The sequence below is a fragment of the Rhizobium sp. Root1334 genome, from assembly GCF_001426665.1.
Classification (GTDB): Bacteria; Pseudomonadota; Alphaproteobacteria; order Rhizobiales; family Rhizobiaceae; genus Pararhizobium.
Map to the genome: position 1 here is coordinate 474,924 of NZ_LMEY01000023.1, position 15,102 is coordinate 490,025.

Genomic DNA, 15,102 nt, shown 5'->3' on the forward strand with positions numbered 1-15,102 from the left:
GAGGGCTGCCAGATTATGACAGTTTCGTGACAACGCGAAGATAGGTGGATGAACAATGCTGGGTTGGTTTCGCAAGCTGATGCCGCGCGAGGACAAGTTCTTCGAGCTTTTCGAGGCGCATTCGCGCACGGTCGTTGGCGCGGCCGAGGCGATGAAAGCTCTGCTTGCCGGCGAGGGTGATCTTGATGCCCATTGCGACCGGATCATCGCCCTGGAAGACCAGGCTGACGCGATCACCCGTGACGTCCTGCTTGCGGTCCGGCTGAGTTTCATCACACCGTTCGATCGCGGTGACATCAAGGACCTGATCCAGTCGATGGACGATGCCATCGACATGATGCACAAGACGGTGAAGACCATCCGGCTGTTCGAGCAGAAGACTTTTGATCCCGGCATGCGCGAAATGGGCGTTCTGATCATCGATTCTGCCCGGCTGGTTGCCGAAGCCATTCCGCTGCTCGACCGCATCGGCGCCAACGTACCGCGGCTGACCGCCATTGCCGAGGAAGTGACCCGGCTTGAGGGGCGTTCCGATCAGCTGCATGACGAGGGCCTCAAGGACCTGTTCCGCCGCCACGGCACCTCCAACCCGATGGCCTATATCATCGGTAGCGAAATCTATGGCGAGTTGGAAAAGGTCGTCGACCGTTTCGAGGACGTCGTCAATGAAATCAGCGGCATCGTGATCGAGAACGTCTGATGGACGCGACCCTCGCCTTGCCGTTGCTTATCGCCCTGATCGGCGTTGCGCTGTTCTTCGATTTTCTCAACGGCCTGCATGACGCCGCCAATTCGATCGCCACGATCGTCTCGACGCGGGTTCTGCGGCCGCAATATGCCGTCATGTGGGCGGCGTTCTTCAACTTTATCGCCTTCTTGTTCTTCGGCCTGCATGTTGCCGAGACGCTCGGAACCGGTATCATCGATCCGTCCATCGTCACGCCGCAGGTGATCTTTGCCGCCTTGATGGGGGCGATCATCTGGAACATCGTCACCTGGATTTTCGGCATTCCCTCCAGTTCGTCTCATGCGCTGGTGGGCGGGCTGGTTGGTGCGGGCCTTGCCAAGACCGGGGGCGACGCGATCGTTCTGACCGGCCTTCTGAAAACCGTCGGTGCCATCTTCATGTCGCCGATGATCGGCTTCATGCTGGCGCTGCTGCTTGTGCTGATCGTGTCCTGGGTTTGCCTGCGCCAGACGCCGTTTGCCGTCGATCGCAGCTTTCGCGGCCTGCAGTTCATTTCCGCCTCGCTCTACTCGCTCGGCCACGGCGGCAACGATGCGCAGAAGACCATGGGCATCATCGCGGTGCTGCTGTTCAGCCAAGGCTATCTCGGCGACACGTTCTTCGTGCCGTTCTGGGTGGTCATCACCTGCCAGTCGGCCATGGCGCTCGGCACACTGTTCGGCGGGTGGCGGATCGTCCACACGATGGGCTCGAAGATCACCAAGCTCAATCCGATGCAGGGGTTTTGCGCGGAAACCGGCGGGGCGATCACCCTGTTTGCCGCGACATGGCTGGGTATTCCGGTCTCGACCACGCATACGATTACCGGCGCCATCATTGGTGTCGGTGCGGCACGACGCGTCTCGGCAGTGCGCTGGGGGCTGGCGGGCAACATTCTGATCGCCTGGATCATCACGTTGCCAGCGGCAGCGCTGATCTCCGCGCTGTTCTATTTCGCGGTGGGGCTGCTCTAGTCGGCGAGGCGATTGACCATAGCCGTCGAAAGGCGGCTATGGCTTCCCGATCGCAAATTCGGCGCGACACCCGCCGCCAAATAGTATCCTATGGGGCAGGCGGTCAAAGAACTGCCGGTGTCAACCAGAACCCGAGGAACACGCAAGCGATGAAACTGGCCACTCTGAAAGACAGTACCCGCGACGGCAAACTCGTCGTCGTTTCCAAGGATCTGACCCGCTGCTCGGAAGTCGGCCATATCGCCCGCACCCTTCAAGCCGCGATCGATGACTGGGCGCACGCCGGACCCCGGCTGGCGCGGGTTGCCATTGGCCTCGAGACCGGCGCGCAGCCCACCATGCGGTTTCATGAACACGACGCTGCTTCACCGTTGCCGCGCGCGTTTTTCTGGGCTGGCGGCTCCGGTGGTTTTACCGGCCCGCGCGATCCCGTCACGATCAGGGAGGGGGCTTCGAAACTGTCCACGACCGCTCAACTCGCCGTCATTGTCGATGACGTGGGTGTGCAGGCGGATGCCGAGGCGGCAAAGCAGGCTGTTCTTCTCATCCTGCTCGCCAACGATGTTTCGGCTGATGGTGCCGGTGCTGTTTCGTCGTTTTCGCCGGTGGCAGTTACGCCGGACGAACTGGACGAAAGCGCGGATCTTTCCTTGCTTGTTCGTCTCAACGGCAAGCCGGTCGAGGGTGGCAAAGGCAGCGTGAAGGACAGTGCCACCGCTGTGGCAGCGGCTGCAGGTAAGCGGCCGCTGATCGCGGGTAGCATTGTTGCAACCGGCTCCTGCCTCGTCACCTCGGCCCTGTCTTTGGGCGACGTCGTTCGCGTCGAGATGAACGACCGTACGGGGCATTCTATTTTCGGTGCGATCGAGCAGACGGTCGAAACCCGCAGCAAATGAAGGGGCGGGCTCCGGGGCAACCGGAGCCTGTTTCTCTTCGTGACAATTCCTGCCTTCAATTCTTGAATTGTCTTTTTGCACTGCACACGTTAGGAAAGCCGCGCCGGGTTTCATGCGGATGCTCGCAGCGAAAACCGGCAAGGCCAGCCGCCGTGAACAAGGTGGCATGCTTGCGGATTGGAGGATCCCGAGATGGAAACAATCACAACCATTGCCGATCTGCGCGCCCGCCTGAGCGGCCATCGCCGCGCCGGAAAAACCATCGGTCTCGTTCCGACCATGGGTTATCTGCATGTCGGCCACACGGAACTGGTCGCCCGCGCCCGCGCGGCAAACGACATCGTCGTCGTCAGTCTGTTCGTCAATCCGCTGCAGTTCGGCGCCAATGAAGACCTGACCAAATATCCGCGCGATCTTGCTCGTGATCAGGCGATGCTGGTTGAAGGCGGCGCTGACTTTCTCTTTGCACCCGGTGTGAGCGATATGTATCCGCGGCCAATGGAAACGGTCGTCGATGTGCCGACGCTTGGCAGCGAGCTGGAAGGCTCGGTTCGCCCCGGACATTTCGCTGGTGTCGCCACGGTCGTTACCAAGCTGTTCAATATCGTCCAGCCGGATCGTGCCTATTTCGGCGAGAAGGATTTCCAGCAGTTGCAGATCATCCGCCGCATGGTCGAGGACATGGCGCAGCCGGTCGAGGTGGTCGGCGTGCCGACGGTGCGCGAAGCCGATGGTCTCGCCTGCTCGTCGCGCAACGTCTACCTGACGCCGGCCGAACGGGCGGCTGCGGCAATCGTGCCGAAGGCGCTCGATGAGGCCGAACGGCTGATTGCCGGTGGCGTGATGGATGTGGCAGCACTTGAAAAGGCAGTAGGCGATTTCATCGCATCCGAGCCTTTGGCAAAGCCCGAGGTGGTCGCTCTGCGCGACCCCGAAACCCTTCATGAATTGACGGAAATCAGCGAGAAACCGGTTCTTCTGTTGCTTTTTATCCGCTTCGGGAGCACCAAGTTGCTCGATAACCGGGTTTTCAGCCCAAAAACCGCAAAATTTGCAAAGGTGGCATAAGCATGAGTGTACAGGCAGTAAAGCGGCGCCTGAGCCCCGGCAATATCGAAGCATTGAAGGGCGAGCGGCCGATCGTCAGCCTGACGGCCTATACGACGCCGATTGCGCGATTGCTGGATCCGCATGTGGACTTCATGCTGGTTGGCGATTCCCTCGGTATGGTTCTCTACGGTCTTGATTCGACCGTCAGCGTGACCCTTGATATGATGATCGCTCACGGCCAGGCCGTCATGCGTGGGTCCGAAAAGGCCTGCGTCGTCGTTGACCTGCCGTTCGGTTCCTATCAGGAATCCAAGGAGCAGGCGTTCAAGAGTGCCGCCCGCATTCTCAAGGAAACCGGCTGCAGCGCCGTCAAGCTCGAAGGCGGCGCGGAGATGGCGGAAACCGTCGATTTCCTCACCCAGCGTGGTATTCCGGTGCTCGGCCATGTCGGCCTGATGCCGCAACTCGTCAATACGATGGGCGGTTACCGTTCGCTCGGCCGCAACGACAAGGAAGCAGCCAAGATCAGGCGCGACGCAAAGGCCATCGACGATGCCGGTGCCTTTGCAATTGTCGTCGAAGGTACGGTCGAGCCCCTGGCACGCGAGATTACAGAAGCGCTACGCGCGCCGACCATCGGTATCGGCGCATCGCCAGCCTGCGATGGCCAGATACTCGTGACCGACGACATGCTCGGTATTTTCAGCGATTTCAAGCCACGTTTCGTCAAGCATTTCGTCGAACTCGCACCGCAGATGTCAGCCGCTTTCGAGGCCTATGCCAACGAGGTCAAGGCGCGGACGTTTCCCGGCATCGAGCATACGTTTCAGGTCAAGCGCTGAGGCGTTGAAGGACGGGCCGGGCGTTGCCCCGGCTTCCGTCTGATCAGAAATTTGGATCACTGCATCAATCTTATTGAATTGTTCGATAGGTCCGCCGGACCTATCTGTGCGTTCCATCATGAACGCATCTCGGCACGTGTGACCTAGCCGATGGCTGCCGTCACTCCGGAAAGTTTCCTTCAATGACAAAAGATGATTTCTGGCAGGGCGTTCGTGGCGGGTTTCCCGTCATGGTGTCCGCCGCGCCCTTCGGGGCACTGTTCGGAGCGCTGGCGGTCGATAACGGGTTTTCCGTTTTCGACGCGGTGTTCATGAGCGCCACGGTTTATGCCGGTGCCAGCCAGATGGTTGGCCTGGAACTGTTCGGTCACAATGTTCAGCCCTGGCTGATTGTCCTGTCGATATTCGCCGTCAATTTCCGTCATATTCTTTATTCAGCGTCGATCGCCCGGCATATCCGCCATTTCTCCGGACTGCAGAAGTTCTTTGCTTTCTTCCTGCTGGTCGATCCGCAATATGCCGAGACGGAAAAGCGGGCGGAGCGCGGCGAGCCGGTGACTTTTGCGTGGTATCTCGGGTTCGGGATGATCATCTATCTGCCCTGGCAGATCATGACGCTGCTTGGCGCGATCTTCGGGCAGATGATCGGCGATCCGAAGGCCATCGGTCTCGATGTGTTGCTGCCGATCTATTTCATGGGGCTGGTTCTCGGGTTCCGCAAGCGCGACAACTGGCTGCCGGTCGTTGCGGTCAGCTCGCTGGCTTCGATTGCGGCCATGCATGTCGTCGGCTCGCCCTGGCATGTCAGCATCGGCGCTATCGCCGGTATCCTGCTTGCCGCCTGCATGCCGCTGTCGAAACGGCATGAGGAACCGGTGACGTTGGAGCATGAGGTCTGATCATGGATAATGCAGAACACATGCACCTGATCTACGTGATCCTCGCTGCGGCTGTTGCGACGTTTCTCACCCGCATCGGCGGCTATGTGATGATCACGCAGATGAAACGTATCCCGCCGCGCATGGAAGCGGCGTTGAACGCGGTGCCGGCAGCCGTGCTATCGACACTGGTTGCGCCCGCCTTCCTCTCCGGCGGCTGGGACGTGGCTGTGGCCATGCTTGTCGCTCTGGCCGTGGGTTTGCGCTACTCATCGCTCTGGATGCTGCTGGCTGGCTGGCTCGTCGTCATGGCGATCCGGCATCTGCTGGTCTAGTAAAAAGGCCCGCTCCTTGCGAAGCGGGCCGGATTTTTTTAGCGATTGAGCGGTGCCGTCGCCGCTTTCAGCCAGGTTTGCGCCGCCTCATCCGAAATCAACGGCAAGAGCTTTTCCTGCGTTTCCTGGTGGTACGCGTTCAGCCAGGACAGTTCCTCGTCTGTTAGCAGGGCCGTAACGACCAGGCGGCGATCGATCGGGCAGAAGGTGAGTGTTTCGAAGCCCAGCATAGGCAGGTCGCCGCCCTCGATTTCGGTGGCCGCAAATACGTGCATGAGATTCTCGATGCGGATGCCGAAGGAGCCGGGGCGGTAGTAGCCGGGCTCGTTGGAGAGAATCATGCCGGGCAGCAGTTCCTGCATCGAGGCGCGGGAAATGCGCTGCGGACCTTCGTGGACCGACAGATAGGAGCCAACGCCGTGGCCGGTGCCATGGGCGAAATCGGCGCCCGCCTTCCACAGGGCAATGCGCGCCAGCGGATCGAGGTCGATGCCGCGCGAGCCTTTCGGGAAGCGGGCAACGCTGATGGCGATCATGCCCTTCAGGACCAGCGTGAAGAAGCGGCGCTGCACGTGCGGTACGGTGCCGATCGCGACGGTGCGGGTAATGTCTGTGGTGCCGTTGACATACTGGCCACCCGAATCGATCAGGAACATGGTGCCATCGGCGATGGTAAGGTCGCTTTCGGTGGTAACCCGGTAATGCATGATCGCCGCATGCTCGCCAGCGCCCGAAATGGTGTCGAAGGAAACATCCTTCAGCGGGTTCTGCATCCGCTGGCCGACAGCCGCGCGGCAGGCTTCGAGCTTTTCAACGGCAGCGATCTCGGAGATCGTCCCCGGCTGTGTCTGGTCAAGCCAGGCGAGGAATTCGACCATCGCGGCACCGTCCTGCAGATGGGCGCGGGCCGAGCCTTCAAGCTCGGCAATGTTCTTGCAGGCGCGGGGCAGGCGGGCAGGGTCGATGGCTTCGATGATCGTACCACCGCTGACGCGGATGCGTTCGGCCAGCGCGAAAGGTGCATGGTCTGGATCGATCATGATCGTCTTACCGGTTGCCGCAAGGGCTGCGACCTTGTCGTCGAAGGAAGACGGTGCCTCGAGGCTGGAGAGTTGGGTGAGGTAGGCTTCCTCCTCGATCCCGGCCTTGCGCTTGTCGAGGAACAGTTCGGCCGTTGCATCAGCATGGACAATGGCACGGGCGAGGGGATGTGGCGTATGTGGCACGTCGCTGCCGCGGATATTGAAGGTCCAGGCGATCGACGATGGATCGGTCAACACGACAGCGTCGGCACCGGCCTTGGCGATCTCTGCCGCCATTGCTGTCAGCTTGTCCTTGGCAAGAATGCCGGAATGATCGAGCGGCTGGATCTTGACGCGGCCAAGCGGTGCGGCCGGCCGGTCCTTCCACTGGCGATCGAGAGGATTGTGGTCGAGGAAGACCAGCGAACCGCCGAGCCCTTCCAGGGCCTTTTCCAGCTTGCGGACTTCGGCACCCGTATGCAGCCACGGATCGATGCCGAGGCGGAAGCCTTTTTTACCATTGTGTTCCAGCCACAGATGCGGCGGTTCGCCGACGAGGTCCCCACCGGTGAAAACACTGCCGTCGACCTGCTCCTTGAGTTGCGTGACGTAGCGGCCATCCACAAAGACAACCGCTTGACTTTGCGTCACGAGAACAACGCCGGCGGAACCGGTAAATCCGGTGAGCCAGGACATGCGTTCGGCCGATGCAGGCACGTATTCGCCCTGGAATTCGTCCGCGCGCGGAACCAGAAAGCCATCGACGTTCAGGGCGGCAAGCGCGGCGCGCAGCGCATTGACACGCTCCTTGCCAAACTGAGGTGTGGAAGTGACTGCGAAAGACTGGAACATGGATTTTTCCTGCGATGGGAAGGAGCCGGGACCGGGATCGCGCTATGCGAGGCAGATCGATTCCTCAAGAGGGTGCGGACAGTCTAGCGGAAACAACCAGCGCTGCGAAAGCCCGTCTTTCTTGCCTAGTTTTTGTTGAACGATTTTTCCGTGTTGTGGAACGTATGCAGCATGTGCATGGCACCCATGCTGCAATGCGGCTAGACCTGCTTTCAAAATAGTCTATAAACCCACTCAACGAACACGGACGCAAATCTGTTGTTCACGCGAATGCCGAAAGGCAAGAGCTGCACGGTCTGAACATGGTTGGTCATCCTTCTCCTCCTCCCTCCCGGGTGGCCAATTTCAGACTGTGAAGAGTCCGCTTGAGCGCTCCTCCTCCTCAAGCTCGCGGACATGACCGGCTTGCCGGTCAGCGGGCGGTGCTTCGGCATCGCCTTTGTATTGAAAAACCCGCTTGTCCATGACGGACAGGCGGGTTTTCCTTTTTAAGGCTTTAGAAAACCCTCCGTCACGGACGGTCAAGATGAATCGTCACCCAGCCGTTGCGCCAGATGGTGCGGACATGGCGCAGGTGCTGGCCGTTATAGGCCGACAGCACCTTCCAGCGTTGTGACGCAAGAATGCCTGAAAGAATGACCGAACCACCCGGTGCCAGATGGCTGGCGAGCTGCGGTGCCATCTTGATCAGCGGACGCGCCAGGATATTGGCGATAATCAGGTCGAACGGACCGTGCTGTGCAAAGGCCGGCGAGTGGAAGCCGGGCGCGGTGATCGTGGTAACGCCGGTGGCGATGCCGTTGCGCTTGACATTCTCGGCGGCGACGCGCGTGGCGATCGGGTCGATATCGGTTGCCAGAACCGGGACGGGCTTGATCTTGCGGGCGGCTATGGCCAACACACCGCTGCCAGTGCCCAGATCGAGCGCGTTGCGAACTTTACGGGCGCGCATGACGGTTTCGATCACTTCAAGGCAACCCGCCGTCGTGCCGTGATGACCGGTGCCGAAGGCCTGGCCGGCGTCGATCTCGATAGCGATATCGTTCGGCTTGACCTTGTCGCGGTCATGGGATCCGTGCACGAGGAAACGTCCGGCGCGCACCGGCGACAGGCCCTCCAGCGATTTGGCAATCCAGTCGACATCCGGAATGACTTCCCGCTCGATCACCGCATCCGGGAACTGATCTGCGAGAACCCCTGCAAAGCGCACCCGCATTTCATCTTCTTCGTCGAAGTCAATATAGAGCGAGGCTTCCCAGATATCCTTCTTCTCGTCCATTTCCATGGTGGCGATGGCATAGCCTTCGTCCTCGAAGGCATCGGTCATCAAATCCAAAACGACTTCCGAGAGCTTTTCGGTCGTGGTGATGAAGAGGCGCAGGTCGGCCATGTCTTTGTCCTTGTCGGCAAGTGCTTGCCGTCGGGGCGGCTTGCGGCGCTCTAGCATGCCGGGCGATGCGAGGTAAAGCGCAGCGCCTATTGCGCGCCGGGAATCCAGGGGGGAGGCGGGGTGTCCTGACCGGCAGCATTGCGCAGAAAGGCAGTCGAAACGCTGGGAAGGTGATCGACCAGTGGCAGCAGGCGCGAGCGCAGTCCTGTCAGGACCGGGTTTTTCAGCGTGATGAAGGCCGTATTGCGCCGGGTATCCTTGAGCACGGTTTTGACCGCCGGAATCCGCAGGCTGGAATATTCCTGTTCGCGGCCTTCCGATATCAGAAAGGCAAGCCAGCAGGCGTCCTCGATGCCGAGATTCATGCCGCGTGCGCCAGCCGGTGAATGCACATGGGCGGCGTCTCCGGCCAGAAATACATGGCCACGGCTCATGGTTTCGACGTGGCGGAAGCTGATCCGGAATTCGGAACTCCAGGTTCGCTCCAGCACCATCGCTGGATGTTCGATGCGGGTTTCGAAATCTGCGTCCGTTGAAAGGTAGCGCAGTGTATCCTCGTTCACTGGTAACCGGCCGAGCACGCCGGGATTGAGGAAATTCAGTTCGATGAAACCGGTGTCGACCGGCTGTGCATAGCGATAATCCGCGAGGAAAAAACGGCTTTCGATGGCATTGCCCGGAAAGCCAAAACCAAAGGCTTTGCGCACGGCTGAATGGGCGCCGTCCGCGCCGACCAGCACGTCCGGCTCGGCCGTTTCGACCCGGCCGTTGGCATGCTGCAGGGTGATTACCGGCTTTTCGACGTCGCCGGACACAGTGGTGAGTTCGGTCGACCATTCCGGAAAGATGCCGAATGCTGACAGTCTTTGCAGCAGCAGCCGTTCCGTTTCGCCCTGGGCCAGGATCTGGATTGGGCAATAGCGGCTGCGGAAACTTTCTGTCTCGACCGTCGCCAATGGTTTGCCGGCGGCCAGTATCTTGAATTTCGTAAGTCGCCTGGCCTTGGCAAGGATCAAAGCGCTGACGCCAGAGGCTTCCAGCAGTGTCAGGGTCCTGGCATTGACGCCAAGCGCGCGGCTTTCGTGGATGGGGGTTGGCCCGGCCGCCTTTGCCACGATACGGGATTTCAGGCCCCGCCGCGCCAGTTCGAGTGCCAAGGTCAGCCCGGTTGGGCCGGCCCCGGCGATCAGAATGGACTTTTCGCTGCGCTCACCCATCAGGCCCTCGTGGCGACCCTTTATCTCTTGGTCAGGTTTTCCAGTTTCTTGACTGCGGTTTCCGGATTTTCCTCATAGGCGATCGTGCCGCTGAACTTGCCTTTGGAATCGAGCAGGAACACCGATGCAGTATGATCCATCGTATAGTCGCCGCCAGGGTTCTTTTCGTCCAGCGGAACTTTCTTGGCATAGACCCGGAAACCCTTGACCATTTCCATGACCTGGGCCGGCGGACCGGAAATGCCGGTGATGCGCTTGGAGACGTTGGAGACATACTGCCCGAGGACTTCCGGCGTATCGCGTTCCGGATCGACGCTGATGAAATAGGCCTGCAGTTTGGTGCCGTCGGGATCGACCTTTTCCAGCCAGCCGTTCAGCTCGAACAGGGTGGTCGGGCAGACTTCCGGGCAATGGGTGAAGCCGAAGAACAGGGCTGTCGGCTTGCCGGTAAAGGCTGCCTGCGTGATCGGTTGTCCGGTCTGCGAAACCAGTTCGAAGGGTACCCCGAATGGACCGGCGGCGATCTCTTCCTTGCCGGTGGTCATCTGATAGCTGATCCAGCCAAGTGAAGCTGCGACGACGGCAACGGCCGCCCAAAGAACGATGCGAAGTGTTTTCATGATGATGTCCGCTCAAAACCTGCCAAATATCGCTGTTCAGATAGCGGTTTGGTTCTGAGGTTGCAAAAGATTACGCCGCTAGCGTCAAAATGCGGCAGGCTTCGTCAGAAACACCAGGACATGCCGTTTTCGGCCATCGTGAGCAAAATTTCCGGCCCCTGGACGATCCATCCGATAAAGGCGGCAAGGCACAGGAGCAGGAAAACACCACCAATAGCGGCGATCATCAGGTTCTGCGGCTGTTTCCTGGCTTCGTCATGCATGCCGAGATGATATCCTGCCAACGCCAATTTTGAAAGTCGTTTCGCCAAGGGGCGGCAATGCGCCGCGAGGCCTGCCAGAGCTATTTTGCCCAAGAATTCGGCAATCATTTTAGCAAAAGTTTAATTTGTGTTTGCCATGTTCTAGGCGCGTGAAGGGGTGCCTATCCCTTGCTGACATGACGTCGCCGGTTTTTATCCAGTCCGGTCCTGCGCATCAACGCTCTCCCGAATTTGTGCGCTCACCGCTGCATTCAAGAACTGGATCAATGCCGCATGATGTCTCCTGCAATGATCGATCGCAAACTTTCCCTCAGCCAGCGGCTGGCCACGCTGGGGCTCGCCGCCTTTGTCGGCTTCGGTTCGATGCTCGCCGTCGGCTGGTATGAAAATTCACGGGTGGATCAGGCGTTGGACCGCGCGATCGTTGCCCAGAACGCGATCAAGAATGCCAGCACCATGCGGCTGACAAGCGTCGAGCTGACGCTGGTGGCGATGGATGTGATCGTTGATCGTGGCGATCGCCAGGTGTCGCAGGAGCGCCAGAAGCTGATTGCTGATTCGATCGCGGTGCTGGAGGCCGGAAAACCGGCGGCGATGGAGTTGGCCGCCTCGGTCGGCAAGCCAGAGATCATGGCGACGTTCGATGCTGATCTCACCGAGATGACCAAGGTCATTCAGACCGATTTGAAGAAGATGGTCGAGGACGGTGCAGCGCCGGAAGCGTTCGATGCGGTCGATGATGCGATTGATGGGGCGGGCGAGCGCATGACCATGTCGCTCGGCAAGCTCTACGATGAGGCGGGGATTGCGCTTGGCGCCCGTGTCGCCGAAGCAACGGTACGGTCGGCTCAATCCATCCAGTTGCAGCTCGCGCTTGGGCTTCTCGCCATGGCGTCGCTCCTGGCGCTGCTTTGTTTCCACGGCAACATTCTTCGCCGGGGTGTCTTTGCTATCCGCGACAGCATGCAGCGGATTCTTGGTGGCGATTATCAGGCGGCTGTTGAAGCCGTGAGACGCGGCGATGAAATTGGCGAGATGGCGCGTTCGGTCGAGATGTTCCGGGCTGCTGCCGTCGAAAAGCGCGAACTTGAGCAGGCAGCGGCGGCAAGCCGGACTGAAAACGAGATCGAGCGTGAAGCGCGCGAAGCTGCCAGTGCTGAAGAGGCGCGCCAAGTTCAGCGCGCAGTCACCGCACTGGGGCAGGGGCTCAACCGCCTGTCCGATGGAAACCTGACCGCGACGATCGATCAGCCCTTCCGCCACGACCTGGAGACACTGCGCCGGGACTTCAACCACACAGTCGAGAAGCTTCAGGGCGTCTTGTCCAACGTTCAGGAAAACAGCAACTCGATCCAGTCGAACAGCCGGCAGATGCGTGGTGCGGCCGACGATCTCGCCAAGCGGACCGAACAGCAGGCTGCCTCGCTGGAAGAAACATCCGCGGCGCTCGACCAGATCACCGTGACTGTGCGCACCGCCACGCAGCGCGCCGAAGAAGCGAGCCAGATGGTCGGCGAAACCCGCAGCAATGCCGAGGAATCCGGCCGTATCGTCCGCGAGGCTGTCGAAGCCATGGCCCGGATCGAGAACGCCTCCTCCGAAATCGGCAAGATCATCAATGTGATCGACGAGATCGCCTTCCAGACCAATCTGCTTGCGCTGAATGCCGGTGTCGAGGCAGCACGCGCCGGCGAGGCGGGCAAGGGGTTTGCTGTCGTCGCCCAGGAAGTGCGCGAACTTGCCCAGCGCGCGGCTGGTGCTGCCAAGGATATCAAGGTGCTTGTCGGCCGTTCCAGCAGCGAAGTCGGCACCGGCGTCAAGCTGGTGCAGGCAACCGGCGAGGCGCTTGGCCGGATCGGCACCGATGTGGCGCGGATCAACGGGCATATGACGTCGATCGTCAATGCCGCTCGTGAGCAGTCGGTCGGCCTGCAGGAAATCAACACGGCGATCGGCCAACTCGATCAGATGACCCAGCAGAATGCTGCCATGGTCGAACAGACCAATGCTGCCAGCCATACGTTGGCACAGGACGCTGAAGGTCTGACCGTTCTGATCGGCCAGTTCCAGCTCAGCGGTGCGTCTGCCCGCCCCATTCCCCAGCCTATTCGCGTCGCCACGCCAGCGACAGCGCGTCCAGCACCATCTCCCGCCAAAGCCCTGATGGGCAAGCTGGCGGGTGCCTTCAACAGCCCCGCGTCATCCGTGCCGAAGGCATCGGGTTCCGCCGAAAATTGGGAAGAGTTCTGATCATGTCAAACGCAATCAAGCAGTCCGGTGCCTATCTGGAAATCGTCTCGTTCCACCTGGGCGATCAGGAATTCTGCATCGATATCATGGCGATCCGCGAAATCCGCGGCTGGGCGCCGGTCACCCCTATGCCGCACACGCCGCCATACGTTCTTGGCCTCATCAACCTGCGCGGCGCGGTGATCCCGGTCATCGACATGGCCTGCCGTCTCGGCATGAAGATGACGGAGCCGTCGGAGCGCTCGGCGATCATCGTCACTGACATTGCCGGCAAGCTGGTCGGTCTCCTGGTCGAACAGGTCTCCGACATGATGACCATCAAGAGTGAGGCCTTGCAGCCGGCGCCGGAAATTATTCCAGAAGCACAGCGTGCCTTCTGCCGCGGCATCGTGGCGCTGGAAAAGACCATGGTCTGCTTCCTCAATCTCGATACGGTCATCGCCGACGAACTGGCGCAGGCCGCTTAAACAAGCCACGCTGAATGGAACAAGGACGCCATCCGTGAACCGGGTGGCGTTTTTTGGCGTTTGGACAGGCGGTACGACTTGCGAAACGCGTTACCTCATTGTGCGCTTTAGCCGTTGCGAATAGCATGTCTGCGCGAAGCCTAATTTCAGGAGATGACCCGTGAGATGCCTGCTGCTCGTCGATATCCAGAACGGTTTTTGTTCAGGAGGAAACCTTGCGGTACCTAATGGTGAGGAGGTCGTGCCGATCATCAATCGGCTGATCGCCGAAGGCCAATATGATCTCGTCGTCGCCTCGAAGGACTGGCACCCGGCCGATCATGGCAGTTTCGCATCGCAGCACCCGGGCAGCAAGCCCTTCGACACGGGCACGCTCAGCGGCAAGCCGCAGGTGCTTTGGCCGGATCATTGCGTCCAGGGAACCCTTGACGCAGACTTCCATCCCGGCCTCAATATTGCGGGCATCGACCACGTGCAGCGCAAGGGCGAAGATCGCAACGTCGACAGCTATTCCGCTTTTCGCGACAATGATCAGTCGGCGCTAACAGGACTTTCGGATTATCTCACGCGGGCGGGTGTTGGCACGCTCGATATCTGCGGTCTAGCGACTGATTATTGCGTCAAGGCTTCGGCGCTTGATGCCAAGGCGCTGTTGCCCGCTGTCAGCGTCCGCTTCATTGCCGATGCAAGCCGCGGCATCGATGCGGCCGGTGTTGAAGCTGCGATTGACGAGATGAAGGCCGCGGGCGTTCACGTCATCGCATCCAGGGACGTTTTCGCAAAGGAGTAGAATCGACTATTTCGGCGTACCGTTTGTCCAGGTAACCGGCTGCTCAAACAGCGGAATGGTGGAGATCGACATCTTGGCGGAGCCATCGGTCAACTCTCTCGAATGGGCGAGATAAATCAGCGTGTTGTTCTTCTTGTCGTAAACGCGGGTGACCACCAGCTTCTTCCAGACGAGGGAGAGACCCTCGCGGAACACTTCCTCGCCTCCCTGGCCAAGCTCGATGTCGCCGATCGTCACCGGACCGGTCTGGCGGCAGGAGATCGAATTGTTGGAGGGATCCTCGAACCAGTTGCCGTTCTTGAGGCGATCGATGACGCTGCGGTCGAAATAGGTGACATGGCAGGTGATGCCCGCGACCTTGGGATCGCTGACTGCATCGATGGTAATGTCATTGCCGAGCCAGTCGACGCCGACTTCCCCGACCGTTTCGGCTTGCGCGGAAAGACCGGCGAGGCTTGTCGCGAGAAAAGCGCAGGCGCTGATGAAGCGGATGGGAAGTGGCATTGTTGGTTCTCCGGATACGATGCCA

At 60.1% G+C, this 15,102-nt stretch carries 17 protein-coding genes; 10 read left to right on the forward strand and 7 right to left on the reverse strand.

Annotated elements, in window-relative coordinates; translation table 11 throughout:
* Positions 1–55: 55 nt before the first annotated feature.
* The 7 genes from ASD36_RS20695 to ASD36_RS20725 all read left to right on the forward strand — a co-directional run bounded on the left by ASD36_RS20695 (position 56) and on the right by ASD36_RS20725 (position 5,702).
* Positions 56–700, forward strand: a complete 645-nt coding sequence (locus tag ASD36_RS20695; RefSeq protein ID WP_060506756.1) for a DUF47 family protein — start codon at positions 56–58, stop codon at positions 698–700.
* The gene (locus ASD36_RS20700; RefSeq protein WP_060506757.1) at positions 700–1,701 is read left to right on the forward strand and encodes an inorganic phosphate transporter; all 1,002 of its coding nucleotides are present in this window, start codon (positions 700–702) and stop codon (positions 1,699–1,701) included. Before ASD36_RS20695 ends, ASD36_RS20700 begins: the two co-directional genes overlap by 1 nt.
* Positions 1,702–1,850: 149 nt before the next feature.
* Positions 1,851–2,597: a fumarylacetoacetate hydrolase family protein gene (locus tag ASD36_RS20705; protein ID WP_060506758.1), complete on the forward strand. Its 747-nt coding sequence runs from the start codon at positions 1,851–1,853 to the stop codon at positions 2,595–2,597.
* Positions 2,598–2,789: 192 nt separating this feature from the next.
* Entirely contained in the window at positions 2,790–3,665 is an 876-nt protein-coding gene (gene panC, locus ASD36_RS20710; RefSeq protein WP_060511782.1) for a pantoate--beta-alanine ligase, read from the forward strand.
* 2 nt (positions 3,666–3,667) lie between these two features.
* On the forward strand, positions 3,668–4,489 hold the full coding sequence (panB, locus tag ASD36_RS20715) for a 3-methyl-2-oxobutanoate hydroxymethyltransferase (protein ID WP_060506760.1): 822 nt from the start codon (positions 3,668–3,670) through the stop codon (positions 4,487–4,489).
* 182 nt (positions 4,490–4,671) lie between these two features.
* Entirely contained in the window at positions 4,672–5,388 is a 717-nt protein-coding gene (locus ASD36_RS20720; RefSeq protein WP_060506761.1) for an AzlC family ABC transporter permease, read from the forward strand.
* Positions 5,389–5,390: 2 nt separating this feature from the next.
* On the forward strand, positions 5,391–5,702 hold the full coding sequence (locus ASD36_RS20725; protein ID WP_060506762.1) for an AzlD family protein: 312 nt from the start codon (positions 5,391–5,393) through the stop codon (positions 5,700–5,702).
* 38 nt (positions 5,703–5,740) lie between these two features.
* Here ASD36_RS20725 and ASD36_RS20730 read toward each other — a convergent pair whose 3' ends face one another.
* The 6 genes from ASD36_RS20730 to ASD36_RS20750 form a co-directional block, all read right to left on the reverse strand.
* Positions 5,741–7,576, reverse strand: a complete 1,836-nt coding sequence (locus ASD36_RS20730) for an aminopeptidase P family protein (protein ID WP_060506763.1) — start codon at positions 7,574–7,576, stop codon at positions 5,741–5,743.
* Positions 7,577–7,921: 345 nt separating this feature from the next.
* Entirely contained in the window at positions 7,922–8,101 is a 180-nt protein-coding gene (locus ASD36_RS30730) for a hypothetical protein (protein WP_156393892.1), read from the reverse strand.
* On the reverse strand, positions 8,088–8,966 hold the full coding sequence (locus ASD36_RS20735) for a 50S ribosomal protein L11 methyltransferase (protein ID WP_060506803.1): 879 nt from the start codon (positions 8,964–8,966) through the stop codon (positions 8,088–8,090). The genes ASD36_RS30730 and ASD36_RS20735 overlap by 14 nt, the downstream gene beginning before the upstream one ends.
* Before the next feature lie 86 nt (positions 8,967–9,052).
* Positions 9,053–10,183, reverse strand: coding sequence for an NAD(P)/FAD-dependent oxidoreductase (locus ASD36_RS20740; protein WP_060506764.1), 1,131 nt, complete (start codon positions 10,181–10,183; stop codon positions 9,053–9,055).
* 20 nt (positions 10,184–10,203) lie between these two features.
* Positions 10,204–10,803: an SCO family protein gene (locus tag ASD36_RS20745; protein WP_060506765.1), complete on the reverse strand. Its 600-nt coding sequence runs from the start codon at positions 10,801–10,803 to the stop codon at positions 10,204–10,206.
* Positions 10,804–10,907: 104 nt separating this feature from the next.
* Entirely contained in the window at positions 10,908–11,174 is a 267-nt protein-coding gene (locus tag ASD36_RS20750; RefSeq protein WP_060506766.1) for a hypothetical protein, read from the reverse strand.
* Between the two features lie 168 nt (positions 11,175–11,342).
* Between ASD36_RS20750 and ASD36_RS20755 the strand changes: the two genes are divergently transcribed.
* From ASD36_RS20755 to pncA, 3 genes are all read left to right on the forward strand, one after another.
* A complete protein-coding gene (locus ASD36_RS20755) occupies positions 11,343–13,316 on the forward strand; it encodes a methyl-accepting chemotaxis protein (protein WP_112834599.1) in 1,974 nt (657 codons plus the stop codon).
* 2 nt (positions 13,317–13,318) lie between these two features.
* A complete protein-coding gene (locus tag ASD36_RS20760) occupies positions 13,319–13,783 on the forward strand; it encodes a chemotaxis protein CheW (RefSeq protein WP_037096270.1) in 465 nt (154 codons plus the stop codon).
* 160 nt (positions 13,784–13,943) lie between these two features.
* A complete protein-coding gene (gene pncA / locus ASD36_RS20765) occupies positions 13,944–14,573 on the forward strand; it encodes a bifunctional nicotinamidase/pyrazinamidase (protein WP_060506768.1) in 630 nt (209 codons plus the stop codon).
* Positions 14,574–14,579: 6 nt separating this feature from the next.
* On the opposite strand, the gene ASD36_RS20770 is transcribed toward pncA, so the two are convergent.
* Positions 14,580–15,077, reverse strand: coding sequence for a CreA family protein (locus ASD36_RS20770; protein ID WP_060506769.1), 498 nt, complete (start codon positions 15,075–15,077; stop codon positions 14,580–14,582).
* Between the last annotated feature and the right edge of the window lie 25 nt (positions 15,078–15,102).